The sequence below is a fragment of the Thermotoga sp. RQ7 genome (assembly GCF_000832145.1).
Classification (GTDB): domain Bacteria; phylum Thermotogota; class Thermotogae; order Thermotogales; family Thermotogaceae; genus Thermotoga; species Thermotoga neapolitana.
On the sequence record NZ_CP007633.1, the window covers coordinates 1,318,430 to 1,344,484 of the forward strand.

Here is a 26,055-nt window from a genome sequence, read left to right on the forward strand (position 1 = left end):
CTTTCCTGAAACAACCCCTCGATGAAAAATCTGACAGGAGGTGAAGGTACATGGTCAAAGTCCTGATTCTTGGTCAGGGCTACGTTGCCAGCACCTTCGTTGCAGGTCTTGAAAAACTCAAGAAGGGAGAGATCGAACCTTACGGTGTGCCGCTTGCAGGAGAACTTCCGATCGACTTCAAAGATATCAGGATCGTGGGAAGCTACGACGTGGACAGGGCAAAGATTGGAAAGAAACTGAGTGAAGTGGTCAGTCAGTACTGGTGTGATGTGAACTCTCTGTCCGATGATCCCGTCGTTTCCACGGGAGTACACCTTGGAAGCGTGAAGAACCTTCCCATCGAAGCAGAAGGACTCGAAGACAGCATGACCCTGAAAGAGGCCATTGAAAGGCTCGTCGATGAGTGGTCTAAACTCGACCCTGACGTGATAGTGAACACCTGTACCACCGAAGCGTTCAGGCCTTTCGGAAACAAGGAAGAACTGCTCAAAGCCATAGAAGACAACGATAAAGAAAGGCTCACGGCCACACAGGTGTACGCCTACGCGGCAGCGTTGTATGCGAAAAAGCGCGGTGGAGCAGCCTTTGTGAACGTGATACCGACTTACATAGCGAACGATCCGGCTTTTGTCGAACTCGCAAAAGAGAACAACCTTGTGGTCTTTGGAGACGATGGAGCAACGGGTGCGACCCCATTCACGGCAGACGTGTTGAGCCATCTTGCCCAGAGGAACAGGTATGTCAAAGATGTCGCACAGTTCAACATAGGTGGAAACATGGACTTTCTTGCACTCACCGATGAAGGAAAGAACAAGAGTAAAGAGTTCACAAAGTCCAGTATCGTGAAAGACATCCTCGGTTACGATGCACCGCACTACATAAAACCAACGGGCTATCTTGAACCCCTCGGAGACAAAAAGTTCATAGCGATCCACATTGAGTACACGAGTTTCAACGGTGCAACCGATGAACTCATGATAAGCGGAAGGATCAACGACAGTCCAGCCCTTGGAGGTCTTCTTGTGGATCTTGTAAGACTCGGAAAGATCGCCCTCAACAGGAAAGAGTACGGAACAGTCTATCCTGTGAACGCCTTCTACATGAAGAATCCCGGTCCATTTGAAGGAAAGAACATACCGAGGATCATCGCGTACGAGAAGATGAGGATCTGGGCGGGACTGAAACCAAAATGGCTGTGAGGGGCTTTCGCCCCTCTTTCTCTTTCATGGAGGTGATGCGGTGAAAGAAGCGGTCGTACTGGCATCGGGTGTGGGAAAAAGGCTGAGGACGGTCACTGGAGAAATTCCCAAAGTTTTCTATAGATTCAACGGCTGTGAACTGGTGAAATATCCGATGATCTCTCTGATGAAAAACGGTGTCGAGAGGTTCGTGATGGTTGTATCTGAAGGATACGAAGACTATGGTAGGAAAGTTCTGAAAGATCTCGGTGTGGAAGGTGTTGTGATAGAAAACAGCAGGGTTGAACTTGGGAACGCTTATTCTTTCTTTCTGACCGAGCCCCACGTGAAGAGCGAGAGGTTTTTTCTCTCCTGTGGTGACTCGATTTTTCCACCGGAGGCGCTGAAGAACGCCTTCGATGAGGATGAGTTTCACATAAAACTGGGTGTGAGCAAAAGAAAAGACCTGATAGATCCTCAGGAAGCAAGCAAAGTACTCGTTGATGAAAATGACCGCATCATCAGAATAGGGAAGAAAATCGATGAGTACAACTACTTCGATACAGGTGTTTTCGTTGTGACGAAAAAGGTCTATCAACTCAGGGATGTCTTTTCATGGTCGAAGGAGATTTCCCTGTACCATGTTCTGCAGAAGGCCGTCGATCTTGGAATGATTGTGAAGGTGTTTGATTTTGAGGATGCACCGTGGACGGAGATAGACTCACCGGAGGATCTGAACGAAAAGGTGTACGAACTGATGGAAAGGATAAAGGAGGGGATACCATGCTGAGAAAGACCACAGATGGATGGATTTCCTCCCTCCTGAACAGAAGAATCTCCACAAGGATAACGAATTTCATCCTGAAAAGGAACTGGAACGTAACACCAAACCAAATGTCTTTCGTCAGTTTTCTAATTGGAATGATCGCTTTTCCGTTCTATCTGATCAAAATGCCGTGGCTTGCGGCGATCTTCATTCAGATCTCTTCCATTCTAGACGGGGTCGATGGAGAAATCGCCCGTGCCAGAAACATGAGTTCAAACTGGGGGGCCTTCTTCGATACCATGCTCGACAGGTTCGTCGATATTTTTGCTGTTCTCGGCGTTTCAATTTACGGGTATCTTGAAGGGGGTCTTTCCTTTTCTCTTCTTCTCTGGTCGATTCTTTCCGTCAGTGGATCTTTGATGGTGAGCTATCTTCACAGTGTTGGGAAGGTGTTCGGTACGCACCCTGCGCTGGTGGGGAAACTCTCTGGTTTTGCCTCAAGGGACGTCAGATTGTTTGTGATCTTCGTCTTTTCGCTGTTTGGAATGTATCTTCCTGCCCTTGTCTTTGTCTCTGTGTTGTCTTATGTTTACATTACAGGAAAGTTTGTGGAACTTCTGGTACTGAACAGGTGATCTGGTGCTAAACTCTTCTTGAGGTGATGAAGGTGCTGGAACTCGTCGATATCTGGTATGAAGTGGAAGGAAAGACCATTCTGAGGGAGATAAACGCCCGTTTTGAAGAGAAAAAGGTTTACTCCATTCTTGGAACCAACGGTGCAGGAAAGAGCACCCTCGCTTATCTCATCATGGGACTTGAGGGATACAGACCCACAAGAGGAAAGATCCTTCTCGACGGGGAGGATATAACAAACCTTTCCGTGACGGAAAGAGCCAGAAGGGGCATCACCCTCATGTGGCAGGAACCCGCTCGTTTCACGGGAATAAAAATCAGAGACTATCTGACGCTCGGTGGGAAGAGAAAGGTTTCAGAGGATGAACTCGAAAGAGTGCTTGAAACGGTGGGGTTGAACCCTCTTCTTTATCTGGAAAGAAACGTCGATGAGAAACTGAGCGGTGGCGAAAGAAAGAGAGTGGAACTTGCCAGCATCCTCCTCATGAAACCCAGGTACACCATCCTGGACGAGCCAGATTCAGGAATAGACATCATGAGCCTTGAGATGATAGAAAGGGTCCTTTCCGAACTTGTGAGTGCGGGTGGTTCTGTGATTCTCGTCACCCACAGAGAAGAGATTGCCATGGAAAGTGATTATGCCTTTCTCATCTGCCATGGAACCATTCTGAAAGAAGGAGATCCGTCAACGATCGTTCAGTTCTATAAAAACAGTTGCGACAGATGTGACCACCCAAACGAGCCGCAAGAGGAGATGATCGGATGATAGTCAAAGACTACAGAAAGGAATTCGAAGCGCTGGCAAAAGCCTACGAAAAGGCAGGAGGGGACGTTTCTAAATTTCTCGACAGAAGGATCGCATCGATAATAATAAGCGGTGATAAGGTCATAGGTCTGAACGGTGTCGAGGGAGTGGAACTCACACCACATCGGATAGAAAACGGCGTACAGGTTGACATGAGAATAAAAGAGGGTGTGGTGGTGGAGTATCCCGTTCACGTGTGCACAGGGTACCTCGAGAAAAAGGGCCTTCAGCGGGTGATCTTCAACATAAAACTGGAAAGAGGTGCGAAGGCGATCTTTGTGGCCCACTGCGTCTTTCCCTGGACGGAGGATTTCACTCACGATGCGCTGATGAACGTGGAACTGGAAGAAGGAGCCTGGATGGAGTACCACGACGAGCACATGCACAGCGAAACGGGATCCATAAACCTGATCACAAGATCGATAGCAGAAGTTGGAGAGGGTGCCGTTTACCGGAACACGTTCACTCTGGTGAAAACCAGGATAGGGACTTTGAGGGTGTTCATGGACGCCGAGCTGGAAAGGGATGCAGTAGGAGAGCTCTACACGAAAGTAAAGGCAATCGAAGACGACGATGTAGAGGTGAAGGAGATACTGAGATTGAACGGAAAAGGAGCAAGGGGTCTTGCCAAAACGAACGCAGTTGCGCTCGACAGATCAAAGGTTTCTGTTGTGAACGAAGTCTATGGGAATGCACCTTACACCAGAGGACACGTGGAATGTCTTGAGATCACGAAAGGAGATGCGGTGGATGTGAGAGCCCTTCCGGTCCTTGTGGTGAAAAACGACACCTCTGAACTCACCCATGAAGCCTCGATAGGAAGGGTGAACGCAAAACAGCTCGAGACACTCATGGCGAAGGGCCTCACAGAGGAAGAAGCAACGGAGATGATCATAAAAGGTGTTTTGACATAATGGAGATTTTGTTGTAAAATCCATAGACGGATGGGTGCGTAGCTCAGTGGGAGAGCGCTTCCCTCACGAGGAAGAGGTCGCAGGTTCGAGTCCTGCCGCACCCACCAGAAGGCTCCCTCTAAGGGAGCCGTTAGTTTTTTTGGAGGGAGGGATCGAATTGGACAGACTGGACTTTTCGATAAAACTCCTGAGAAGGGTTGGGCACTTTCTCATGCTTCACTGGGGAAAGGTGGACAGTGTGGAGAAAAAGACCGGTTTCAAAGACATCGTGACGGAAATAGACAAAAAGGCCCAGGAGATGATAGTGGAGGAGATCAGAAAGGTTTTTCCGGATGAGAACATAATAGCGGAGGAGGGAATCTCGGAGAACGGAAAAAAACTCTGGATAATAGATCCCATAGACGGGACGATAAACTTCGTTCATGGACTTCCCAACTTTTCCATCTCCATCGCTTACGTGGAGAATGGAGAGGTGAAGATGGGAGTTGTGCACGCTCCTGCACTCAACGAAACACTCTACGCCGAAGAAAACGGGGGTGCTTTTTTGAACGGTGAAAGGATCAGGGTGTCTGGAAACACAAGTCTTGAAGAGTGCGTGGGATCAACGGGAAGCTATGTGGATTTCACCGGAAAGTTTATCGAGAAGATGGAAAAGAAAACAAGGAGAGTGAGAATTCTGGGGAGTGCGGCGCTGAACGCCTGCTACGTGGGAGCGGGGAGGGTGGATTTCTTCGTCACTTGGAGGATCAATCCGTGGGACATCGCAGCAGGCCTGATAGTTGTGAAAGAGGCGGGAGGAACGGTGACAGATTTTGCCGGAAAAGAGGCAAACGTTTTCTCGAAGAATTTTGTCTTCTCCAACGGACTCGTTCACGAAGAAGTTCTCGAAGTGGTGAACGAGGTTCTGAAAGAGATAGGAGAGGGGAAGTGATATGTTCAAACCCCACTACCACTTCTTCCCTATAACGGGCTGGATGAACGATCCGAATGGACTCATCCACTGGAAGGGAAAATACCATATGTTCTATCAGTACAACCCGAAGAAACCCAGATGGGGGAACATCTGCTGGGGGCATGCTGTGAGCGACGATCTTGTGCACTGGAGGCATCTTCCTGTTGCACTCTATCCGAAGGATGAAACACACGGAGTCTTCTCCGGCAGTGCGGTCGAAAAGGATGGAAAGATGGTACTCGTGTACACCTATTTTCGAGATCCAGAACACAACGAAGGCGAAAAAGAAGTCCAGTGCATAGCAACGAGTGAAGATGGGTGGAATTTTGTAGAGTACGAAAACAACCCTGTGATATCGAAGCCACCAGAAGAAGGTATACACGCCTTCCGGGACCCAAAAGTGAACAGGATTGGAAACAAATGGAGAATGGTTCTTGGATCTGGAAAAGACAAAAGAATCGGAATGGTTCTTCTCTACACATCCGAAGATCTTGTACACTGGGACTACGAGGGTGTGCTCTTTGAAGATGAAAGTACAAAGGAGATAGAGTGTCCCGATCTTGTCAGTATCGGTGGAAAAGACGTGCTCATCTACTCTGTAACGAGTACAAACAGTGTTCTGTTTGCTCTTGGAGAGTTGAAGGAAGGAAAACTAAGCGTTGAAAAGAAAGGCCTTCTGGACTACGGAACGGACTTCTATGCCGCCCAGACGTTCTATGGAACAGATAGGGTGATAGTTATCGGATGGCTTCAAAACTGGCACAGAACAGATCTGTATCCAACGGAGAAAGAAAGATGGAACGGTGTCATGAGCCTTCCCAGAGAACTGTACATGGAAGACGGTGAGTTGAAAGTAAGGCCCATTGAGGAACTGAAGACACTCAGAACGGGAAAGATCCTGGAAAAAGAACATTCTGGAACGTACAGAATAAACACGAACAAAAACTGCTATGAGGTGTGCTGCAGTTTCCAGGGAAACCTTTCTCTGGCCCTTCGAAGTGAACTTGGTGAAGTGATCAAACTGTTCGTAGAGAAAGACACCCTCGTAGTGGACACGACACGTTCTGGCATCTCGAAAGGAGTAACAAAAGAAGTAAAAGTCCAGCGAGGAGAAACCGATAAAGTACGTCTCTTCATCGACGCGTGCTCTGTGGAGATGTTTTTCAACGATTCCGTCGCGCTTTCTTTCAGAGTACATCCTGAAGGGATCTACAACATGCTTGACATCGAATCTCGCCTTCTCAAAGTGGATATTTATGCGTTGAAAAACGTATGGATTTCTTGAGCAGGAGCAATTAAAAATTGTTGAGAACATTCACTCGTTATGCTAAAATATACAAAAACTACAGGGGTAATCGGGAATGGCTGGAATTTATTTCAAGTTTCCGTTCTTCCGAGATACATTTTTAGGTGCTTCACTGGTTTTCCTTGTTTCGTTTTTTGAGAATAATTCCTTGTGGTTTATTCCTTTGGTTCTCATAATTTTAGCATCGAAATTTGGTGTTCCTGTTTCACCTTCTACACTTGGGATTCTATCATATTCATTCATTGTTTCGACCATGCTTCTAGGTGGATTTGTGCTGATTTTGACAAGATTGATATCAGACTTTTTGTATTTAAAAGATTCTCAGAGAATTTATGAAAACTATTCAGGATCAATATTTCTTGTAACCCTACTATCTTTTGTAATTGGTATCACAATTTTCAGGGCGTATCAGTACAAAACACTTGCTATTTGGTTATTTGTTAGTTTCTCGGTTTTGCGACTTGTTTTATTGTTCGTTGGGAGCATTGAAAAAACACACTTGTTCGTTTTGCCTGTATTGTCTGCTTTCTTGTTTTTGATAATGTTCTTTAGAACATTTGGAAAAACTTTTGAAGAGAAATATTTGATTATAATAATTACATCTGTGATGAATTTTCTGACTTTTATAGCAAATGGGATTATCACCAGATATTTAAGAAGTTCTACTCATCCTAGGTTTGATTTTTTTTTTCGTTACGCGCGAAAATATCCTGAATTACCCTTATTGGCATTCTTTTATTACCTTTCCTATTGGATTGATAACATATTCATGTGGTTCAAGAAAGGAGTAGAGGTGGCTCCAAATATCATCGTATCTCCTGACTACGATTTTCCATTTTTTATAGCAGGCATTTCTTTTGTACCGGCTATTATTTTATTCAGTCTGAGCATTGAAACTAGTTTTCTGAAAAAGTATCTATCGTTTTTCTCAGCTATAAAAAACAACAAAACTCTTGAACAAATAGAGACGCATTTGAGGGAGATACAATTATCCATAAAATATATTCTTCTCAAAACAACATCTATGGTTATTATAATAACTATCTTAAATATATCAATAAGCCGATTTTTGAACAAATGGTTTTCTGAATTTTCAATAACAGTTTTTAGAATAGGAACCGTTGGACATGCCTTCAATGTTATCTTTTTGTCTATGCTATCGATTTATTTGTATTTCAGTTACTATAGAGAAGCTCTTATAGGGGTCTCTATTTCCTTCTCTGTAAATTCGATTTCAACGATAATTTGTGGTACGACAGTACCGGGGTTAGGTTTTCTATTAGCGTTTCTTAGTGGGTCTGCATTTCTTTTAAGAAAAATGAACACAAAAGATTTGATATTCAAAATTTACTCCTCTCAACCTCATGGCTTGGAAAAAGCTGAAAGAATATCTTGGAAACCTTGAAAGCAAAAAAACAAACACATATTCTTTGATCGAAGTATTGATCGTTTACTTAGTCGTGTACTCTGTTACTTTGATTGTTGAACATAAATATATTGAACAATTATATATCATACCATTAATAATTTTTTCGATACAACATAATATTGCTGCTCAACTTTTAAATATTTTAATGTATTCTCTCTTTGTGCTTTTCATTTCGAAAAGAGAGTATAATCTTGGAGAAATACTTTTACAATATTGCATAATACTTTCAGCTTTTATTTCCTCTTTATTCCATCAAAATCGCATCATCGAAATAAAGCTTTTAAAAGAGGAATTAAAGAGATCAGAAGAGAAATTGGAGTCATCTAAAAAATATATTAATTATCTAGAAGATGTTATAGATAAGTTAAAAGCAAAATTAATTTATGAAAATGAAGGAATAAGCACTTTGATGCTAGATTTATCGTGGGTTTATGTCGAAGATTTAAGGGAATTTGCATATATTTTTCTGGAAAAAGTAACAACTTTCTTGGAGATTAAAAAAGCAGGCTTTTACTTATATAGAAATGGTTTTTTAAGAGTAATTGCCAGTATAGGTAATCCCTCAATTGGATTTTCTGCTTCGGAGAATCAATCGCTGGTGATAAAAAAAGCTCTGGAAAAAGGAAGTTGTTCAATATTTGAAGTTTTCAATCAGGTTTCTCACCTTGAAAGAGAACCTTTGTTGGCTGTCAGAGTTGGAGAGGAAAAAATCATAGGAGTTATCATCGTAGAAGAACTTGAAGAACCCATTCTTTTGAATAGCATAGAGAAAAACTTGAAGATTCTTTCGGTATGGCTTGCTACGAAACTGGAAGGAATTGAGGAGGAAATGAAAAAATACAAGCTACCAGATGGAACATACACTGTTGACTTTTATAATAAAATTAAGCAACGTTTGGCAGACTTCTTTGAAAAATATGGTCTTCCATTCTCAGAGATCTGTATTTCAATACATAATGATGAATTGAAAAGCGTTCTGAAAGTTATCAGATCTGATGATATCATAGCAAAAATTAAAGATGATGGCAATAGAATTTCTTTGAAAATACTTTTGCCTTTTTGTGATGAAATAGGACAAATATCGATTATGGAGAGATTAAAACATGTTTCAAAAACGATTGAGTTTTCAGGTTGTTAATTTAATCAATTTTTCAATCGCTTTAATCAACTTTTTGATGTGGTTAAATGGAGAAAACAGTATGTTCGATTTAGTCATAGTGATAAACATTGTCGTACATTTTGCTTTAAACAAAGATCTATCACAATCTATGATAGCACTCGTTACATATCCCTTTGGATTAATCATTTTTTCGAAGAAAAAAGAGATCGATTTTCGAATTTATGATCAAGAAATTGAAGAAGACTTTCCAGTTCTAAAGGAAAAAAGGCTGGAAATACTTCCTTTAAGAGGAACTATTTTGTTTGGAACTCCAGATGAAAAAAAGAAACTAATACTTCAAATCGTAGAAGATGTTAAAGATGGAAAAATATCTTCGGATAAGGCTCTTTCTGTTTTCCGTAAAATGGTGCTCGACCCACATCCAGATGTTGGATTGTACGCATCAGAAGCGATTGGAAAAATAGAAGAATACTTTGGGTTGGTTGAAGAATCCTTAGATGAGATTATTAAGAACTTAAATGAAAAGAACATTAAAAATGTTTTAGATTATATAGAATCAGGTTTTTTAGATGGAGAAGTCGGAATTTTTTATAGGAACATGTTGCTTGAGGGATTGAAGAAAATACCACCCTCACAACCAGAATACTTTGCTCTGCTTTATGAGATTAAAGGAGATGTATTCATACTCATAGAGGGATTTTTAAAAACAAAATCCCAGGTGTTGTATAAAAAACTTTTGAAGGAATTATTAAAGAAAAAAGATTATCAAAAACTCAGGTTTTTAATGCTGTTTGGCCCCTTACCAGATGAAGATAAAGATCTCTATACCTCTTTATCATAAGATCAAGCCTGTATTTCTTGCGAACGATTTTTTTCGCATTTTGAGAAAACACTTTTCTCAGCTCTGCGTCTTCGTACAATTTTAAAATAGCTTTTGCCATCATAATGTGATTTTTAGGAGGTACAATAATTCCACATTGTCCTTCCTCATCATAAACCATTTCTTTACATGCACCTACGTCAGTTGCTACAATAGGAACACCTGCTGCCATAGCCTCCAGTATTACGAGAGGTTGTCCTTCTGATACGCTACTTAGGAGAAGAAGGTCCAGTTTAGGATAGTATTCCCTTACATTTTGTCGTCCTAGGAATTCGACCACATCTTCCAAAAAAAGGTTCTTCGATAGTTTTTTGCATTCTTCATAATAATCCTGTTCCTCATCTGTTGGGCCGATTATCAAAAATTTTATCTTTTTATTTCTTAAGACATCTTTCACTACTCTTATGGACCTTATAGCTGTTTTTACGTCTTTTATTCGGGTAACTCTTCCGACAAAACCTATTATAAATCCTTCGTGTTTTTCTTTGGGCATATCAAATTTGTCTACATCAACTCCGTTAGGTATTATCACCATTTTTTTCGGATCAGCACCAAGTTCCAGCTGAAAGAGTTGATTTTTTTTAAAAAGAGTGGTTAATGAGTCACAGGTATTATACGCTATCATACTAATTGCTCTGAACAAATTAATCCACATGGTTTTGTAGTCTTCGGGAAGCCACTTAGAGATGATTATTTCCCTTTCTCTTTCTCTATGATAAATCCCGTGTTCTGTTATTATTAGTGGGACATTGTAAAGAAACTTTCCCACAACCCCCACAAGAGAGGCGTAGCCTGTACTTGGAACGTGAAATATATCACACTTTTCAGGAACAAAATTCAAAGAATTTACGATGGGGAGAATCAAATTTCTGATGACCCAATAGTATTCAGTGAATCCTCTATGACTGAAAAAGTTTCTGTATGTTTTAACTACAAGGTTCCAGAATTCTTTACTAGAGAATATTTTGGAAAAAGACTTTCCGGCATTTTTTTCTATAAAATTCTCTAGTATAGAAACCAGTTCTTCCAAGCTTCGGTTTTTTACAATTACATCTGTTATGGTGTCGAGCATTGAAAGATCGGCCTTTTCAGAGATATCGGGATCGAAATCCCCAAAAATGTTTACCTCGTGTACACGAACCACGTTTTTTGGTATTTTGTACCTGACTTCTCTCTTTTTTGAATCTGGTCGTAAGTGATAGATTTCAAACTCAAATTCTGGAAGATTGGAGATAAGTGTTTGGATCCAACTTGAAACACCTCCTGTAATGTAAGGGTAAGTACCTTCAGCAATAATACCTATCCTCATATTTGTTTTCATCCCTCCGAAAACTATTCCGCAGGTTGTATTCCCTCTATTATATTTACCTCATCGAGTTGCAAATCAGATTTGGCTGCGTAGGGAATGTAAACCTTTTCTTCACATTTTTTGTAATAATCCAGAATGCGCTCCAGATTTTCTAAAGAATCACTACCGTCGTCCACGTAGTCAACAGAGAGAACAAATTTTCCGTGCCACCTCAACATATCCAGGTAATGTATTCTACTCTCAGTTTCTTCATCTGGAAGTGGTGTGGTTTTTAAGTAAAAGAGATTTTCAACACTCCAGCCAGAAACGAACGAGAGTATTCGCCCATCGTCGAACTCAAGGATGTTTTCGCCGTTCTGTGGGATTATCAGGATGTCAGGATTTTCTTTTCTGATGTATTCTGCTATATCTTCAATCAAATCTATCATCCGCCTGGCTGCCTCTTCTTTTGAGATCTGTCCCGTTGACGACCAGTATTCGAAGGAATCGACTCTATCCAGATACACACCTTTGAATCCCTGTGAAAGGATCCTATCGATGTAAGAAAAGATTATATCCTTCCATTCCGGATACCAGTATTTCACGAAGTAATTTCCTGGCCACATTTTATCTTCTTCTCCAAGCCACTCAGGGGGATTTTCATACCAATCATTTTTCCAGTAAAAACGATAATCTTCCGCTTGTCCTATGTTCAGGTACGCAACAGGAACAACTCCTGCGTCCAGCATGATTTTTATTTCCTCCTGGGAGTATTCACCCTTTTCACTTCCGTCTCTGGAATAATCTATGACGGCGAGTTCAAAACCAGAGGAAGCAATTTCAGAGGGATCAGCATTCTGGAGTTGATAGAGCCAGTTTTTGAAAGGTATCTCCCATTCATCTTGAAAGGTCATGCCACACGAAGCTATGATCAATGCTATTATAGAAATGAGCAAATTTCTTTTCGTAGAAACCACCTCCGGGGTGATTCATGTGAAAAAGATGTTCCTAGTGATGTTATTTTTGATCTCCTATCTGACCCTTTCTAGGACTCTCCTTCTTTACAAAGGTTCTGAGAATGGATATGGAACTGATGTGCTTTCATCTTATATTATCCCTGTCCTGAAAAACCTGTACGAAGATTACGATCTGGTTGATGTGGAAAAAGAACTGCCTGATCTTTCAGAGTACGATCTTGTTGTGACCTGTTATTATTCCTCGAAGATGAGAAACGCAAAGATCTATCTGAAAAAACTATCGGAATACGTTCTCAACGGAGGAAAAATATTTGTAATAAACAACCTTGGAGCCTTTGAAGATCCATCGGGAGACAGTCCTGGCCTTTCTGATATAAATGCTTTGTTGAATCTTATCGGTGTTCGCTATGAGTATAACTGGCGTCAGGAGGATGTTCTAGATCTGAAAGTCGATCAGGAATATCTCCTGAAAAGAGTGACACTCCCCGTGAGGAAATCTTTCGATGGATTTTCGATTTTTTCGCCGACTGTAAAAGTTCTGATGTACGCCGTGACGAGCAGAGGTAATTACCCGGTGATTTTTTATGGAGAACGTGGAGGAATGGCAATTTTTGAGCATGCTTTCGACGAAAGAGGCAATGCCGTGATAGATTTGGGAAAGATCGTAAGAGACATTCTTCTTTTCAACAAAACAAACCGGATTCTTCTTTTGAAGGAGAACACTCATGTAAAAAAGACGTTCGAGAATGCTCTTTTCGAAGTGGACACATCGCCCAGGTATCCTCTTTCTTACTATAAGGGCGTGGTGATAACCGAAGATACTCTTCTGGAAAGAGAGGACGTGAAGAATTACATTGAAAACGGAGGAAGTGTTATTTTTCTTGGAAAGGGGACACATTCAATAACTGGAAATCTTGTACTTGAGAAAAAGCATCTTTACATCCCAGAAAACATCAACGTGGGATATCACTATGTTAGTTACAGACCTGCTCCTCAAGATGCAGAGGTTTTCATGACGGTAGACGGAACACCTGTTTCCTGGATGGTGAAAAGAGGTAAGGGAACTCTTGTGTACTTTCCTCCCGATCTTCTCGAAAAGTGGTCCAGAGGAATTCTGTTTAATGAATTTCTTGTCTCATCTGGTTTGATAGTCTCTCCCATTGTAAATGTTTTTTCCATCTTCTTTGATGATTTTCCCCTTCCGTCTTATGGTATCAAGCACGATATAACGGGTACGACGGATGAAATATTCTATTACAAGATCTGGTGGGAAGATATGAAAAAGCTGTGCAAAGAGTATTCTATGAGGCCGTTTACCGCGCTGATAACAAGTTACAACAACAAACCTGAGTACGTTGGTTTTCTTGAGTTTTTGCAGAGCAGGGTCACTCTTGATTTTTTAAAGACGCTTCTGGAAGCAAAGGATGTGAATGTGGGCTTGCATGGATACAACCATCTTCCTCCTCTACAAAAAAACTGGAATCCCGATGAATTGAAGATCTCTTACAAAGCTTTGAAGACTTTCCTGAATGAACTTTCAAAATCGTATGTTCCTTTCTTTTTTGTGGCTCCCAACAACGAAATTGATAAGGCAAGTATAGAGATTTTGAAAGAGATCTTTCCTTCGATAAAGATCGTTGGGACTTCTTATTTGGCAGAAACCGAAACAAGTGAGTACGAAATCTTCGAGGATGTATTGATTTTGCCGAGGACCACAAGTGGGCACTATCCTGTTCAGAGACTTCTTGTTGAAACCATGTCCACTCTCTTGAACATGGGAACTTTCCATTATTTCACCCATCCTGACGATGTGATCAGTTCCAACAGGAATCCGGAGAGCCGAAACTGGGAGTACATGCTTGGACAACTGAGGGAATTTTTCCGTGTAATAAAAAGAAATTACCCATGGTTGAGAAATATGACACCTGAGGAACTGTACGATACCTTCAAAGATTACTTCGAAAATAAACCGACAATCGTTTATCATAAAGATAAAATAAATGTGATATTGAATTCGCGTGCAAAACTCCCGCGCTATTTCTTCCTCAAGAGTGATCAGGATTTTTCCATTCAAGGTGGAGAGTTGATCTATGAAAGAAATGGCTTGTGTGTAATAGAGATGAAAGAAAGGAAAATGGAGGTATTGTTGAATGGCGGGTAAGAGTTTTGATTTGCTCTTTTCAAAGAACACCCTTTTTGCAGACGCTCTAGCGTTCTTTTATTCCACGTTCATATACTTTGCCCCGTGGCTGGTTGTCTTATTTTACATAGTCTGGGTTTCCAGATGGTTTTCTCCCTCCCCATTTTTCCTTGGTGTTTTGACTTACTCTCTCATATTCTCCATGATAATTTCAGGCGGAATGTCTTTTCTGATATCCCGTTTCCTGGCAGACAGCATTTACAGAAAGGACTTCAGAAGAATCTACGAAAGTTACATCGGAGCAGTTCTTCTTGTTTTTGTGGTGTCTTTTGTCGTTGGATGGATGTTCTTCATCTTGAACGATCAATATTCCACCGTTCAGAAAGTGCTTGCCTGTTATGCGTTGATTGGCTTTTCACTTGTGTGGATACAGATGCAGTTTGCATCCGTTACTGAGAGGAGTTCTTTGATCGTGCTTTCTTTCATACTTGGATTTTCAGTTTCGGTGTTTCTTGCCAGATACTGGCAGACGGATTTTTCAGAAAAGCTCCTTCTGGTGCTGGACGTGGGAATTGGTTTGATCATCTTTGCGCTCAACTATCTTGTATTGAGTTACTTAAGAAATTCCACAAGAATGGGATTTGGTTTTCTGACCCTGACAGGAAAATATCCGCAGTTGATCTTTGTTGGCTATTTTTATTACCTGTCGATCTGGATCGACAACTTCATCATCTGGAAAGCAAAAGGCCAGGAGATATCTCCGGGGTTTTTCTTGTTTTCAGAGTACGATATACCGAAGTTTATTGCTGCTCTGTTCTTTATACCGAGTCTTGCTGTGTTCAACGTTGCTATGGAAACAGTGTTCAGAAGAGACTATAAGAATCTCATGTTGTCCATTGTGAACAACTCCCCTCTGAAAACCATAAAAGAGAATATGGCAAAGCTTTCCATCTCTCTGAGACAAGCCTTTTTCAGCATGCTTTCCCTGAATCTTGCAGCGCTTGTTTCGTCTTTCTTTCTGGCACATCCTATCAGAGGGTGGTTCAATTTATCGGAGAATTTCGTTGGTATATTCTTCTGGCTCAGTATGGGTGTGAGTATGAATATATCTTTTCTGTCGCTTCTTGTTCTGGTCCTTCATATGGAGTATTACTGGGTTGCTTTTGAAAGTTCTGCTCTGGTGCTGACGTTAAACACCCTGCTTTCCGTTTTGACGATCGAAAAATTCCCTGGACTCAGTTTTTTCGTTTCCTTTTCATCAGGATTTGTTTATCTTCTTCTGCGGTTCAGGTCGAAAGATTTTCTTCACGAAGAGTATGTGAAACAACCACTGGGTTTGGAGAAGAGCAAAGTGGAGGTTAAAAAACTTGGGGAGTTGAGAAAGTGAGGAAAAGAAGAAAACTCTGGTTCCTGGAGGTTCTTGTCGCGTATTCCGTGGTTTTCTTCTTTGACTACGTATACGAAACGAATGTCTTTGAGAAGAGTTTTCTCAATTTTTACTGGATTCCTCTTCTTTTCTTCAGTGTAAGGTACGATTTGGTTGTACACGTGTTCAATGTGTTGGCCTACGCTTTTTCTGTAATCCTTTCAATTACGTTGAGGGATCAGAGTTTTGCCTTTCCTGAAGATTTTGCACTGGCAAATTCCATAATTGTCGGTGTATCTACCGTTCTTGCATTGATGAACGAGAAAAGGGTGAAAGAAATAGAACGTCTGTCCTTAGATCTCAAAAACAGGGAGAACGATGTGACTGAGTTAAGTAAAACTGTTCAAGATCTACGAAAGAAGTTGAACTCACTGGAACTCAAAATGTTCTATGAAGGGGCAGGGATCAGTTCGCTTCTTGTGAAACTGAGAGAAATTCCAACGGATGATTTTGCGGAGTTTTCCCAGAAATTCGTTGAAACGATTTCGGAGTTCTTTGATTTGAAAAGGATTTTCATCTATGAATACAAGGATGGTTTTTTGAGATTTGTAGCAGGAACGGAAAAGCCAGACCTTGGATTTTCACTCAAGAAAGGAGAGTCCGTTGTTGTAGAAAACGCTTTGAAAGAGGGAGTTTGTAGTATTGTTGATGTTATAGAGAGTGTCTCTTCTCAGAATGAACCGTGGCTGGCTGTGAAGATAGGTACTGATGAAGAGATACTTGGAGTGATAACGGTAGAGGAAGCAGAAACGCTCGAGATTGAAACGGTAGAGGAGTATCTTGTGTCTCTTGCAGATTGGATATACCTGGTGATGAGAAAGCTGGACTTCCACAGATACGATAAGTACAGACTGGATGACGGTACCTTTCCACCGGAGTTCTACGAGAACGAAAAAAGAAAATACAAAACCCTCGAGATACAATACGGTATTCCGTTCACAGAGTCCTGTTTGATACTGAATAAAAGAAGCCTCAGAAAACTCCTGAGTGCTCTCAGAAAGAGCGACCTGGCTGTGAAAATCTTTGAGGATGAAGACAACGTCTCTCTTAAGATACTTCTTCCCCTATGTGATGAAATCGGGTTTGGCATAGTTAAAAAGCGTCTGGAAGGTGAGATAGATGAGATCAAATTTGTCAGTTGTGAATCTCATTAACTTCTCTATAGGACTTCTGAACGTTGGTTTATGGATCAACGGAAAAAACGACTTCCTGCTCGTCATTTTTCTTTTGAATCTGGTTATAAATTTTCTGGTGAACAGAGATCTTTCGCAGGTACTTATAGCTGCTCTGACCTATCCTCTGGGCCTTATAGTATCCCTTAAAAGGAAAAAACCACCGTTTGAAGGTATGGAAAAAACAACTGAAATGGAAGTGCTCAGAAAGATTTCGAGAAAATCTCTGAAAGAAAGTGTATTCTTCGAAAACGCAACCACCAGGCGCGAAACGATTTTGAGAGTTTCAGAAGACGTTGAAAGAGGTGAGGTCTCTCTGGAGACGTTCATGAAAGTTTCCAAGAGGTTGATGAAGGATTCCGATTCGGATGTTGTACTCTACGCAACAGAAAGTACGGGAAAGGTGGAACGCTCTTTTGAAGACGTGGAAAAATTTCTCTCCGGAGTTCCTTTTGAAGAAACCAGAATTTTTTACGGGAGAGTCTGGGATTATCTCGAATCGGATTTTTTGACAGGAGGAGTTGAAAAATACTACAAAAAATCGATCCTGGCTCGAATCGGAAGAATGGAGAAGGATGAGAAGTATTTCGTGATGAAATACAGGGTGGATAAAGATCCGACAGTTTTATGGGAAGGTCTGGAAAAGACGAAGTCTCCTTTGATATATAAAATGCTTATGATCGAACTTTTGAAGCGGAAGGATATTGAGGGAGTCAGGAAATTGAAGGAACTCTTTTCTCAATGAGCGAAAGATAGATTTTTCTGTAACTTTCGATCATGCGGTCGAGCCTGTATTTTTGAACCACTCTACGGGTGTTTTTTGAGAACATCTCTCGCAGTTCATTATCTTCGTAAATCCTCACTATGGCTTTTGCCATGGAGAAATGATCTTTCGGCGGAACGACAATACCACATTGCCCATCCCTGTCGTACAGCATCTCCTTACACGAACCTACGTCTGTGGCAACAATTGGTAGCCCAGACGCCATGGCTTCAAGAATTACAAGAGGCTGACCCTCCGACACACTGCTTAGAAGAAGTAGATCCATTTTTGGATAGTACTCTTTTACATTCTGAGGTCCCAGAAACTCTACGGTGTCTTCCAGTTTCAAAACTTCAACCATTCTTTTGCACTCTGTGAGATAATCTTCTTCGTCTGCAGGTCCTATGACAAGAAACTTCAGTTTTTCTCGCTGGCCGATCATCTCTTTAACAAGGCTGATGGCCCTGATTGCAGTCTTCAGATCCTTTATTCTGGAGACACGCCCCACGAATCCTATTATGAAACCCTCGTGTGGCTCTTTTGGGAGTGAGTAAGCATCAACATCTATAGCATTCGGTATCACGATCATTTTTTCTGGATCTGCTCCGAGTTTTAACTGATAAGCCTGATTCTTTCTAGAAAGTGTGGTCAGAAGATCCGACATTTCATAAGCGATCATGCTCATAATTCTAAAGAGTTGCACCCACATTGGTTTGTAACTGTCGGGAACCCATGAAGAAAGAAGGATTTCCCTTTCTCTCTCCTTGTGGTATATGCCGTGCTCCGTTATCAGAAGTGGAGAACCATGAATCACTTTCCCATTTATTCCAACAAGAGAAGCATAACCTGTGCTTGGCACATGGTAAATATCGCATCTGTCCGGGGTGAATTGGAGGGCATTGATAACAGGGAGAAAAAGGTTCATTATCATCCAGTAGTACTCGGTAAAGCCTCTTTCAGAAAAGAAATTTTCGTATATTTTCACCATGATGCTCCAGAATCTTCTTGTTTTAAGCATCTTTCTGATGCTTTTTCCTGTGTTTTTTTCGATGAATTCAATGGCAAATGGAATTATCGATTCGATCGCCTTTCCTGAAGAAATCTCAGATATTATCCTTTCTAGAGGATCAAAATCAACTTTTCCAGAGATTTTCGGCTGGAAGTCTCCGAATATATTTAACTCGTGAATTGCTATCACGTTAGATGGGACTTCATATTTGACACTCCGAACTTTGTTGTCGGGTTTCAGGTAGTATATTTCAAAATCGAACTCTGGAAGATTGATTATTAGCGTGTGAACCCAACTTGAAACCCCACCAGTTACATAAGGATACGTCCCCTCAAGAACAAGACCTACCTTCATGTTTTTTCCTCCTGATTTGATGAGACACTCGATTTATGAGAAAATAAAAATCGAGGTGATAAGATGTCACAGCGAAGATTGAGTGAGATCGTAAGAGATCTCGTTTACAAAAGGAATCTGCTGCTCGTTTTTATTATATCAATCGCTGTGGCCATTTTTGTGTTCATGATCACGTTCCAGATCGACAAAAGATCCTGGTTTGAGAAGATCGATCTGATATCGGGTGAATGGTACCGGGTGATAGACAACTACCAGAACACTCTCAACTTCTTTGTGGCTCGCCCTGGAGACTTCAAAAATCCTGGAGATATTCTGGAAGTTTTAAAACTGATCCGTGAGCACTTTGGAGATTACATAGCCTACCCGATCTTTGCAACTCCAGATGGAAAGTATTACATCTATCCTCCCTACGACTTTCCTTCCGATTATGATCCAAGGAAAAGACCATGGTATAGATCTGCCGTTGAAAATCCCAATACTTCCGTCATCTCACCTCCCTTCACTCACAGAATACTTGGAGTGGTCACATTCGGCATTTCAAGGGCCATCTTTGACAAAGAAGGGAATTTTCTGGGGGTTCTTGCGATCGATATCGTTCCTGAAAGGGTAATGAAAGATCTTTTGCTTTCTGGCATGTATGTGACCTCAAATGATGGTACGGTACTTCTTCAAAACGGTGATATCTACGTTCGACTCGATCCTGAAGATTTGAGATCTTCAAGTGAAGGATTCAAAATGGAAATCTCCGGTGTTGCTTTTTTCAAAAAGAAGGGTGAGATGTTCTTCGTTGTGCAGGTTCCGCTGCTCACCTTCTTGAGAAACTCTCTGTTTCATCTGGGATACGTGATAGGACTTTCGCTTCTTTTCTCTGTTCCGATCGTCAGAAGAATAACAAGATTGCTCGACAGAGAGTTGGAAAAGCCGCTTGAGAAATTTTCGGGTGCTGCAGAAGAGTACCTGCGTTCCAGAGTTTTCGATATCGCAGGAATATCCTCAAGCATTTTTGAAATCAATCAACTGATAGACAACGTGGCCGACATGATAACGATCATAGAATCCCAGAGAGAAGAACTCGAAGCGTCCTATGAGGAACTGGAAGCGTCTTACTCCGAACTCCAGAAAATGGCACAGAAGATAGAAGAAAAGAGCAAAGCCCTCTCTGAAGCCTATGAATTCTTTGCTTACAAACTTGCAGACATAGTAGAGGGTTTTGACGAGCCAACGGGAAGCCATGTCAAAAGGATTCAGGAAATATCCAGGTTTCTCGCCGAGAAGATGGAATTGCCATCTGAACTTGTGCGTCAGATCTACATCTACGCACCTCTTCACGACATAGGGAAGATAAAAGTTCCTAAGGAGATACTGAACAAGAAGGGAAAACTCACGCCTGAGGAATGGGAGATCATGAAGAAGCACACCATCTGGGGAGGAGAACTGCTCTCCGGTAGCAAAGAACTGGAAGTGGCAAAAAACATCGCACTGTACCATCACGAAAACTACGATGGAACAGGATATCCCTTCGGGTTGAAAGACGATGATATCCCAATAGAGGCCCAGGTTGTCAAACTGGTCGATGTCTACGATGCTCTCCGATCGGAAAGACCCTACAAGAGAGCATTGACACACGAAGAGGCTGTGAAGGTGATACTCGAGGGAGATGAAAAGACCACCCCGTCTCAGTTTCATCCCAGATTGATCGAGATATTCAAAAACTATCACGAGGAGATCAGAAAGATCTGGGAAAAAGTCTCCTCTGAATAATGAATTTCTCTGTGGAAGACTTGACTTCTTATCCTATATATGTAAAATACATATATAGGAGGTGAGAATATGTGGTGGGGCAGAGGATTTGGCTGGAGAAGAGGATGGAGAGGAGGATTCGGTTTTGGAGGGCCGTGGTGGTTTTACTTCGAGTATCCTCCCACACCGCCTACTCCTGAAGAAGAAAAAGAAATGCTCTTGGACTACAAAAGGTTTCTTGAAGAAGAACTCAGATATGTTGAGGAAAGATTGAAAGAACTCGAAAACAGGAGGTGAGTAATATGCCAAGGCTTGATGGAACGGGTCCACTCGGTCTGGGACCGATGACCGGCAGAGGACTTGGATGGTGCAGATACACTGGCCCGTGGGGCTGGGTAAGACCCTGGATGTGGTGGAGAGGCTTTGGATGGGGCTGGAGAAGAGGATGGGGATTTGGAATGGGTCTTGCCTGGAGACACAGAAGAGGCTGGGGCTGGAGAGGCTGGTGGTGAAACGAAGGGGGCAACAGTCCCCCTGAGTATTTTTCAAGTGGAGGGAAAAAAGTGCGCATATATATCCTGTGTGACGACTCGTCCCTGGGGGACTTCGAACACGAACACGGCTTTTCCGCGCTGGTGGATTCCGTTCTTTTCGATACGGGAAAATCCAGTGTGTTTTTAAAGAACGCTGAAAGATTCGGTGTAAATCTCCCAGAGGATGTGGTCATAAGTCACGGTCACTACGACCACGTTGGTGGCCTTTTGCTTTTGACCGGAAAGCGTTTGTGGATCAGGAAAAAAGCCCTGAAACCAAAATATTCCGGTGATAGATACATAGGCGCTCCTTTTGAGTGGGAAGAGGTTCTTTCGAAGAACGAAACTCGATTTGTAAGCGAAAAGGTGGTTGAAATCAAACCAGGAGTATTTCTTATGGGACCTGCAAACCTGAGAAACAGAGTCTTTTCTGGAGAGTTTCTTGTGGGAAAGGAAAGGAAGATAGATCTTTTCGAAGACGAACAAACGCTGGTGGTGGATTCAAAGGGAGGATTGATCATCGTTACAGGGTGCTCTCATCGCGGAATAGACAACATAGTACTGGACGCTGTGGAAACGTTTAAAAAGAAGATTCATCTGGTACTGGGGGGATTTCATCTTTTGAGATCCTCCGAAAGGGAAATAGAAGATATCGTAGAGCTCTTCAACAAGATCGATGTGAAAACTGTAGCACCATGTCACTGTACAGGAAAAAAGGCTGTGGACATTTTCAAAGAAAGATTCAAGGGAAATCTACTGGAATGCCGTGCTGGGGTTACTTTTGAAGTTTCAAATTGATGAATTCTGAAAGGTGTTTTTCAAGTATACTGACCATCTTCTGATCCAGCGGCATTTTCTTCATGAGTGAGAGAGCGTCTTCTGGTTTCATAGCCTTTCTGTACGGTCTATCGCTGGTAAGAGCATCGAACACGTCTGCCACCGCAAGGATCCTTGCAAGAATAGGTATCTCTTTGTCTTTCAACCCGAGGGGATATCCAGAGCCATCCATTCTTTCGTGGTGATAAAGGACAACAGGTACAGTGAAGGACAACTCGGGATACTCCCTCAGTATGTCTGCATCAACCACTGGATGTTTTTTGATTATCTCGAACTCTTCATCGCTGAGTTTTCCAGGTTTGTTCAGAATATGCTCTGGAACAGCGATCTTTCCTATATCGTGCAGATGTCCCGCTATTTCAAGAATTTTCAACTCTTTTCTTTTGAGGTTCATCTTTTCTCCTATGAGACATGCTATTTTTGCCACGTTTCTGGAGTGTTCAGCAGTGTAGCGATCTTTTCTTCCAACGATGGAAACCAGCCTTTCGAGCCCCTCTGTTTCGTAGTGTAGACTCAGTACAAATTTTACAAAAATAGAGTGCAGAACGACGATCAATATCAAACCTCCAAGTGAACTCCAGAAAGAAACAGGAAGCCAGCTACCTCTGACTCTGCTTTTATACTCCAGATTCCAGAAGGTCTTTTTTCCGCCCTTCTGGAACATCACAGAAGCACCAATCGTATCCAGAATACCATTCACATCCCACTCCACGTACGCGGTCTTATTCGGTATCAACTCCTCTCCCATGCTGTCGTATATCTTGAACAGCGCCCAGAGTTTTTCTCCATCGGATTCTATTCTGTAGTACTCTTCTTTGAAGTCCGGTGGAACGTTTAAAATTTTGATCTCCTTTATGTACGGATCGAGACTTCTGATCTCTTCGAACGCTTCTTCCATGAACTCCTCATCGTTTCTTTCTATGGCCTCTTTCAACTCTGTCCACTGAAAGTACCCACTCGATACAAGATCCACAGAGCGCTGAACGATGGTCTGGAAGACTCTGAGTTGATATTTCTCCATTTTCCTCTGATAATGAACCTGAATGAGTGCAACTATCATGAATATGAGCAGTGCAGAGATCACAAATATCCATCTGTAGCGTGCCAGGTACAACTACTATCCCTCCAGCAACTCTGTGTTCAGGATACCTCCTCTGATGGCTTTGAGAAGAAACCCACGATCGCAAGTATATCACCGACGAACATGAGGATGAATCCAATTCCAAAGACAACCAAAAGAATCGCACCCCATTTGTAAAAAGAAGCGGCGGTGTTGAATATGGGCACTTTCAAAGTCTCAGCGAGAATTCTGTAGGCCTTCACTTTATAGACGAGAGCGATGATTCCAAGAACGACAACGGTGACAAAACCTGCAGCAGCAATTCCACTGGCGAATAGTTCCGCTGTGAAGATGGCACTGAAGAGGGCAACAGAAAAGACCACAGAAACGATAAGTAGCAAAACTGCGGGAATCAGAAGGTAATTGAATATCCTCTTCTCTTTTGTAATCTGCGAGATGTTGTAGATACCGATGAGAAACAAAATGAGCCCAACGAGTGAGAAGATCCATCCCACAGCAGGAATAGCACCGAGCAATTCGAGGACCATACCGATTCCTGCCAGCGTTTTCGCCGTTGAAAGATCCATACCGTCACCTCCCTCTCAGATTGTACCAGACAAGACCGATCCACTCGTATATAGCTCGGGAGTTCAGATAAAAAGAGGTCGCACTCGGCAGGAAATCGACAAATTCAGGCTTTCCGAAATAACAACCGGCAGGGTACGGCACAACCTCGCTGAAGAACTTTTTAAAGGTGTAGAGCGCCCTTCTCATATGGATTGAATCGGTCACAAGCACAACCGGGACGTCCCCGATCAGTTTCTCTGTAAAGAGTGCATTTTCATAGGTGTTTCTTGATCTGTTCTCAACGAGAACGTTCTTTTCAGGTACACCAAGAGATAGCAGGTATTCTTTCATGATCATGGCTTCTGGTTTCAGGCTGGACAGGCTCCCACCTGTGACAACGATGGGAAATCTGGTTCTTCTGTACACTTGAAACCCTGTGAGAATTCTCCTCAGGGTAGAGTCGCTCAGGCTGTCGCCGGTTTTTGTGTTCCTCTCCACCCCACCACCGAGGATGACGATGACACCGTTTTGAGGAAAACCTTCTGGCACAGTTAGATCCTCTTCGAGCGGGCGAAGAAAGAGAAACTCTCCTGGATAGCTGCTCAAAACGTAAAGGAAAGCTGCCAGAAGGACAAAAAGCCAGCGACCTTTCCTGAAAAAGACGACCGAAAGAAGAAGTATCAGAATGAAAATCCCGGGAGTGACAAGAAAAGCTCCGATCGTTTTCTGAAGGAACACACTTTCACCTCCATTCACGATTTTAACCGAAATGTCGATAATCATAACGGGGGCGAGCGAATGGACATCTGGAAGGTCGTGGGAAGGTACGGCAACGTGCTTGTTCTGTCGAAAAAGAACAGTGTGCTCGTTCTGGAGATAAACGGCAAGATCCCGAAGGTTGGAGAGAGTGTTCGGGTATGGCGCAACAGGCTACTGACGGGAAAAGAAACCCGTGCAAAGCTTTTAGCACACTTCGATGAGGAACTGGCCCTCAAAATCTTCAAAACGCCAGGTCTTCTAGGTTTTCTTTACGAGATATCCTCGGGCTTTGAGAAAAAGTACGTCCACTTTTTGAAGATGTTCGTGAAACATCTTGTTCCTGGCCGTTTTCTGAGAATAACCGAAGAAAAGAAAAAAATTCTGAAGGAATTTCTCCCAAAAGCACTTGAGGCAAAAGCTGTAGCATTTCCCAGAAAGTTTTCACTTCGAGAGTTCTTCAGGTTCGTCGATGAGAATTTCAGGAAAACAGCCTTCGACGTTGACGAGAAAGTTCTGAAAAGAGCCATTTCCATGCGAAGGGTTGTTTTAAGCAACGAGGATCACGATGTGTATCAGATCGATCTTTCTTTTGAAAAAGGCATCGCGAAAGGGCGTTACATGTTGATCCCTTTCAAAGAAAGAACGCTTTTGATCGTGTTCAAAAAAGAAGTCCTTCCCTCTGTTTCCTTCAGTGTAAAGGAAGATGTGGATCTTTCTTTCCTTGAAGACTTTTTGAAGGGAAACGTCACCGTTGAAAAGAGAGGATCTTCCTGGAGTTTGATCTGGCAAGGAAAGGAGGTTTTGGAGTTCGATCTTCCTGACAGAGAGATCGTTCCAAGACCAGAGAAAATATCGAACCAGGGTGTGATGGACGCTGTCTTTCTGATCAACGACCTTCTGAACGAAGATGTCAGATTTCTTTCTCTGCCATTGTTTGGAATATCTGAGGCATGGTGGGAGAAAAAATCAAACAGGATCATCCTCGTGGTGAACACGCATCGCTTTGGAAAGGTGGCCGCAGACATCTTCCTGGAAGAAAGGAACCTTTCTGTCAGATTCTACGCGGAAAGAAATCTAGAGGAACTTTCTTCTCATGCAGAGGAACTCAGAAAAGATCTTGAGTCGATCGGTCTTTTTGCTCAACTCTTCTTTTCCAAGAAAGATCCCATGCTCTGGGAGGGATTCAATGCGTACGGATGATATAAGGAAGGCCGTTGCGTTGAGGTACGATCCTTCTTCGATGAACGCACCAGAAGTTGTTGCAAAGGGTGTGGGGGAGGTAGCGGAGAAAATCATCGAGATAGCGAAAAGATATGGAATACCTATAGAAGAAAGGCCGGACCTGGTGGATGACCTTCTCAGGCTGGAACTCTTTTCTGAAATCCCGGAGGAGATGTATCTTGTCATCGCTGAGATATACGCCTTTCTGAAAAAGTACGACAAATAA

Annotated in this window: 26 protein-coding genes and 1 tRNA gene; 21 read left to right on the forward strand and 6 right to left on the reverse strand. The window is 42.3% G+C overall.

Annotated features, from left to right (window positions below):
- The first annotated feature begins 50 nt into the window (after positions 1 to 50).
- The 11 genes from TRQ7_RS06720 to TRQ7_RS06770 all read left to right on the forward strand — a co-directional run bounded on the left by TRQ7_RS06720 (position 51) and on the right by TRQ7_RS06770 (position 9,944).
- Positions 51 to 1,199, forward strand: a complete 1,149-nt coding sequence (locus tag TRQ7_RS06720) for an inositol-3-phosphate synthase (protein WP_041844287.1) — start codon at positions 51 to 53, stop codon at positions 1,197 to 1,199.
- A 40-nt stretch (positions 1,200 to 1,239) separates the two neighbouring features.
- Entirely contained in the window at positions 1,240 to 1,968 is a 729-nt protein-coding gene (locus TRQ7_RS06725; protein WP_015919566.1) for a sugar phosphate nucleotidyltransferase, read from the forward strand.
- Entirely contained in the window at positions 1,962 to 2,579 is a 618-nt protein-coding gene (locus TRQ7_RS06730; RefSeq protein WP_041844288.1) for a CDP-alcohol phosphatidyltransferase family protein, read from the forward strand. The genes TRQ7_RS06725 and TRQ7_RS06730 overlap by 7 nt, the downstream gene beginning before the upstream one ends.
- Before the next feature lie 32 nt (positions 2,580 to 2,611).
- Positions 2,612 to 3,343, forward strand: coding sequence for an ABC transporter ATP-binding protein (locus TRQ7_RS06735; protein ID WP_041844289.1), 732 nt, complete (start codon positions 2,612 to 2,614; stop codon positions 3,341 to 3,343).
- Entirely contained in the window at positions 3,340 to 4,296 is a 957-nt protein-coding gene (locus TRQ7_RS06740; RefSeq protein WP_041844290.1) for a SufD family Fe-S cluster assembly protein, read from the forward strand. Before TRQ7_RS06735 ends, TRQ7_RS06740 begins: the two co-directional genes overlap by 4 nt.
- Positions 4,297 to 4,328: 32 nt before the next feature.
- Positions 4,329 to 4,403 (forward strand) — tRNA-Val (locus TRQ7_RS06745).
- A 50-nt stretch (positions 4,404 to 4,453) separates the two neighbouring features.
- Positions 4,454 to 5,227 carry a bifunctional fructose-1,6-bisphosphatase/inositol-1-monophosphatase gene (gene suhB, locus TRQ7_RS06750; protein ID WP_038067511.1) on the forward strand — a complete coding sequence of 258 codons (774 nt, stop codon included), beginning with the start codon at positions 4,454 to 4,456 and terminating at the stop codon, positions 5,225 to 5,227.
- A gap of 1 nt (position 5,228) precedes the next feature.
- Positions 5,229 to 6,533: a beta-fructosidase gene (gene bfrA / locus TRQ7_RS06755; RefSeq protein WP_041844291.1), complete on the forward strand. Its 1,305-nt coding sequence runs from the start codon at positions 5,229 to 5,231 to the stop codon at positions 6,531 to 6,533.
- A 76-nt stretch (positions 6,534 to 6,609) separates the two neighbouring features.
- Positions 6,610 to 7,959, forward strand: coding sequence for an exopolysaccharide Pel transporter PelG (gene pelG / locus TRQ7_RS06760; RefSeq protein WP_041844292.1), 1,350 nt, complete (start codon positions 6,610 to 6,612; stop codon positions 7,957 to 7,959).
- Positions 7,919 to 9,121, forward strand: a complete 1,203-nt coding sequence (locus TRQ7_RS06765; RefSeq protein ID WP_038067514.1) for a hypothetical protein — start codon at positions 7,919 to 7,921, stop codon at positions 9,119 to 9,121. Before pelG (TRQ7_RS06760) ends, TRQ7_RS06765 begins: the two co-directional genes overlap by 41 nt.
- A gap of 130 nt (positions 9,122 to 9,251) precedes the next feature.
- The gene (locus TRQ7_RS06770) at positions 9,252 to 9,944 is read left to right on the forward strand and encodes a hypothetical protein (protein WP_168098979.1); all 693 of its coding nucleotides are present in this window, start codon (positions 9,252 to 9,254) and stop codon (positions 9,942 to 9,944) included.
- Here TRQ7_RS06770 and pelF (TRQ7_RS06775) read toward each other — a convergent pair.
- Together pelF (TRQ7_RS06775) and TRQ7_RS06780 are read right to left on the reverse strand one after the other, a co-directional pair.
- Entirely contained in the window at positions 9,877 to 11,304 is a 1,428-nt protein-coding gene (gene pelF / locus TRQ7_RS06775) for a GT4 family glycosyltransferase PelF (protein WP_015919574.1), read from the reverse strand. The two genes, TRQ7_RS06770 and pelF (TRQ7_RS06775), sit on opposite strands and share 68 nt — an antisense overlap.
- 11 nt (positions 11,305 to 11,315) lie before the next feature.
- Positions 11,316 to 12,185, reverse strand: a complete 870-nt coding sequence (locus TRQ7_RS06780; RefSeq protein WP_049750510.1) for an MJ1477/TM1410 family putative glycoside hydrolase — start codon at positions 12,183 to 12,185, stop codon at positions 11,316 to 11,318.
- A 100-nt stretch (positions 12,186 to 12,285) separates the two neighbouring features.
- On the opposite strand from TRQ7_RS06780, the gene TRQ7_RS06785 reads away from it, so the two are divergent.
- Genes TRQ7_RS06785 through TRQ7_RS06800 form a run of 4 tightly spaced genes read left to right on the forward strand, consistent with a single transcriptional unit; the run spans position 12,286 to position 17,731 of the window.
- Positions 12,286 to 14,409, forward strand: coding sequence for a DUF2194 domain-containing protein (locus tag TRQ7_RS06785; protein WP_236681689.1), 2,124 nt, complete (start codon positions 12,286 to 12,288; stop codon positions 14,407 to 14,409).
- Entirely contained in the window at positions 14,399 to 15,775 is a 1,377-nt protein-coding gene (pelG, locus tag TRQ7_RS06790; protein ID WP_015919577.1) for an exopolysaccharide Pel transporter PelG, read from the forward strand. The genes TRQ7_RS06785 and pelG (TRQ7_RS06790) overlap by 11 nt, the downstream gene beginning before the upstream one ends.
- Positions 15,772 to 16,968 (forward strand): GAF domain-containing protein, encoded by a 1,197-nt coding sequence (locus tag TRQ7_RS06795; protein ID WP_015919578.1) that lies wholly within the window; start codon positions 15,772 to 15,774, stop codon positions 16,966 to 16,968. Before pelG (TRQ7_RS06790) ends, TRQ7_RS06795 begins: the two co-directional genes overlap by 4 nt.
- A complete protein-coding gene (locus TRQ7_RS06800) occupies positions 16,934 to 17,731 on the forward strand; it encodes a hypothetical protein (RefSeq protein WP_041844562.1) in 798 nt (265 codons plus the stop codon). Before TRQ7_RS06795 ends, TRQ7_RS06800 begins: the two co-directional genes overlap by 35 nt.
- Here the strand turns inward: TRQ7_RS06800 and pelF (TRQ7_RS06805) are convergent.
- Positions 17,700 to 19,112: a GT4 family glycosyltransferase PelF gene (gene pelF / locus TRQ7_RS06805; RefSeq protein WP_041844294.1), complete on the reverse strand. Its 1,413-nt coding sequence runs from the start codon at positions 19,110 to 19,112 to the stop codon at positions 17,700 to 17,702. The two genes, TRQ7_RS06800 and pelF (TRQ7_RS06805), sit on opposite strands and share 32 nt — an antisense overlap.
- Before the next feature lie 63 nt (positions 19,113 to 19,175).
- Here pelF (TRQ7_RS06805) and TRQ7_RS06810 point away from each other — a divergent pair, with 63 nt between their 5' ends.
- The 4 genes from TRQ7_RS06810 (at position 19,176) to TRQ7_RS06825 (ending at position 22,183) form a co-directional block, all read left to right on the forward strand.
- Entirely contained in the window at positions 19,176 to 20,873 is a 1,698-nt protein-coding gene (locus TRQ7_RS06810) for an HD domain-containing phosphohydrolase (RefSeq protein WP_038067525.1), read from the forward strand.
- Positions 20,874 to 20,942: 69 nt separating this feature from the next.
- Positions 20,943 to 21,149, forward strand: coding sequence for a DUF5320 family protein (locus TRQ7_RS06815; protein ID WP_038067528.1), 207 nt, complete (start codon positions 20,943 to 20,945; stop codon positions 21,147 to 21,149).
- 5 nt (positions 21,150 to 21,154) lie between these two features.
- Complete coding sequence (locus TRQ7_RS06820) at positions 21,155 to 21,364, forward strand: DUF5320 domain-containing protein (RefSeq protein WP_015919582.1); 210 nt, start codon at positions 21,155 to 21,157, stop codon at positions 21,362 to 21,364.
- A 51-nt stretch (positions 21,365 to 21,415) separates the two neighbouring features.
- Positions 21,416 to 22,183: an MBL fold metallo-hydrolase gene (locus tag TRQ7_RS06825; protein ID WP_041844295.1), complete on the forward strand. Its 768-nt coding sequence runs from the start codon at positions 21,416 to 21,418 to the stop codon at positions 22,181 to 22,183.
- Here TRQ7_RS06825 and TRQ7_RS09750 read toward each other — a convergent pair.
- From TRQ7_RS09750 to TRQ7_RS06840, 3 genes are read right to left on the reverse strand one after another with little or no spacing between them, the layout of a single operon-like run.
- A complete protein-coding gene (locus tag TRQ7_RS09750; protein WP_041844296.1) occupies positions 22,161 to 23,336 on the reverse strand; it encodes an HD-GYP domain-containing protein in 1,176 nt (391 codons plus the stop codon). The genes TRQ7_RS06825 and TRQ7_RS09750 overlap by 23 nt on opposite strands.
- A gap of 26 nt (positions 23,337 to 23,362) precedes the next feature.
- Entirely contained in the window at positions 23,363 to 23,869 is a 507-nt protein-coding gene (locus TRQ7_RS06835; RefSeq protein ID WP_041844297.1) for a DUF996 domain-containing protein, read from the reverse strand.
- Positions 23,870 to 23,873: 4 nt separating this feature from the next.
- Complete coding sequence (locus TRQ7_RS06840; protein ID WP_041844298.1) at positions 23,874 to 24,587, reverse strand: YdcF family protein; 714 nt, start codon at positions 24,585 to 24,587, stop codon at positions 23,874 to 23,876.
- 60 nt (positions 24,588 to 24,647) lie between these two features.
- Here TRQ7_RS06840 and TRQ7_RS06845 point away from each other — a divergent pair, with 60 nt between their 5' ends.
- Both TRQ7_RS06845 and TRQ7_RS06850 read left to right on the forward strand, forming a co-directional pair.
- Positions 24,648 to 25,808: a flagellar hook-length control protein FliK gene (locus TRQ7_RS06845; protein WP_041844299.1), complete on the forward strand. Its 1,161-nt coding sequence runs from the start codon at positions 24,648 to 24,650 to the stop codon at positions 25,806 to 25,808.
- Complete coding sequence (locus TRQ7_RS06850) at positions 25,795 to 26,055, forward strand: FlhB-like flagellar biosynthesis protein (RefSeq protein WP_041844300.1); 261 nt, start codon at positions 25,795 to 25,797, stop codon at positions 26,053 to 26,055. Before TRQ7_RS06845 ends, TRQ7_RS06850 begins: the two co-directional genes overlap by 14 nt.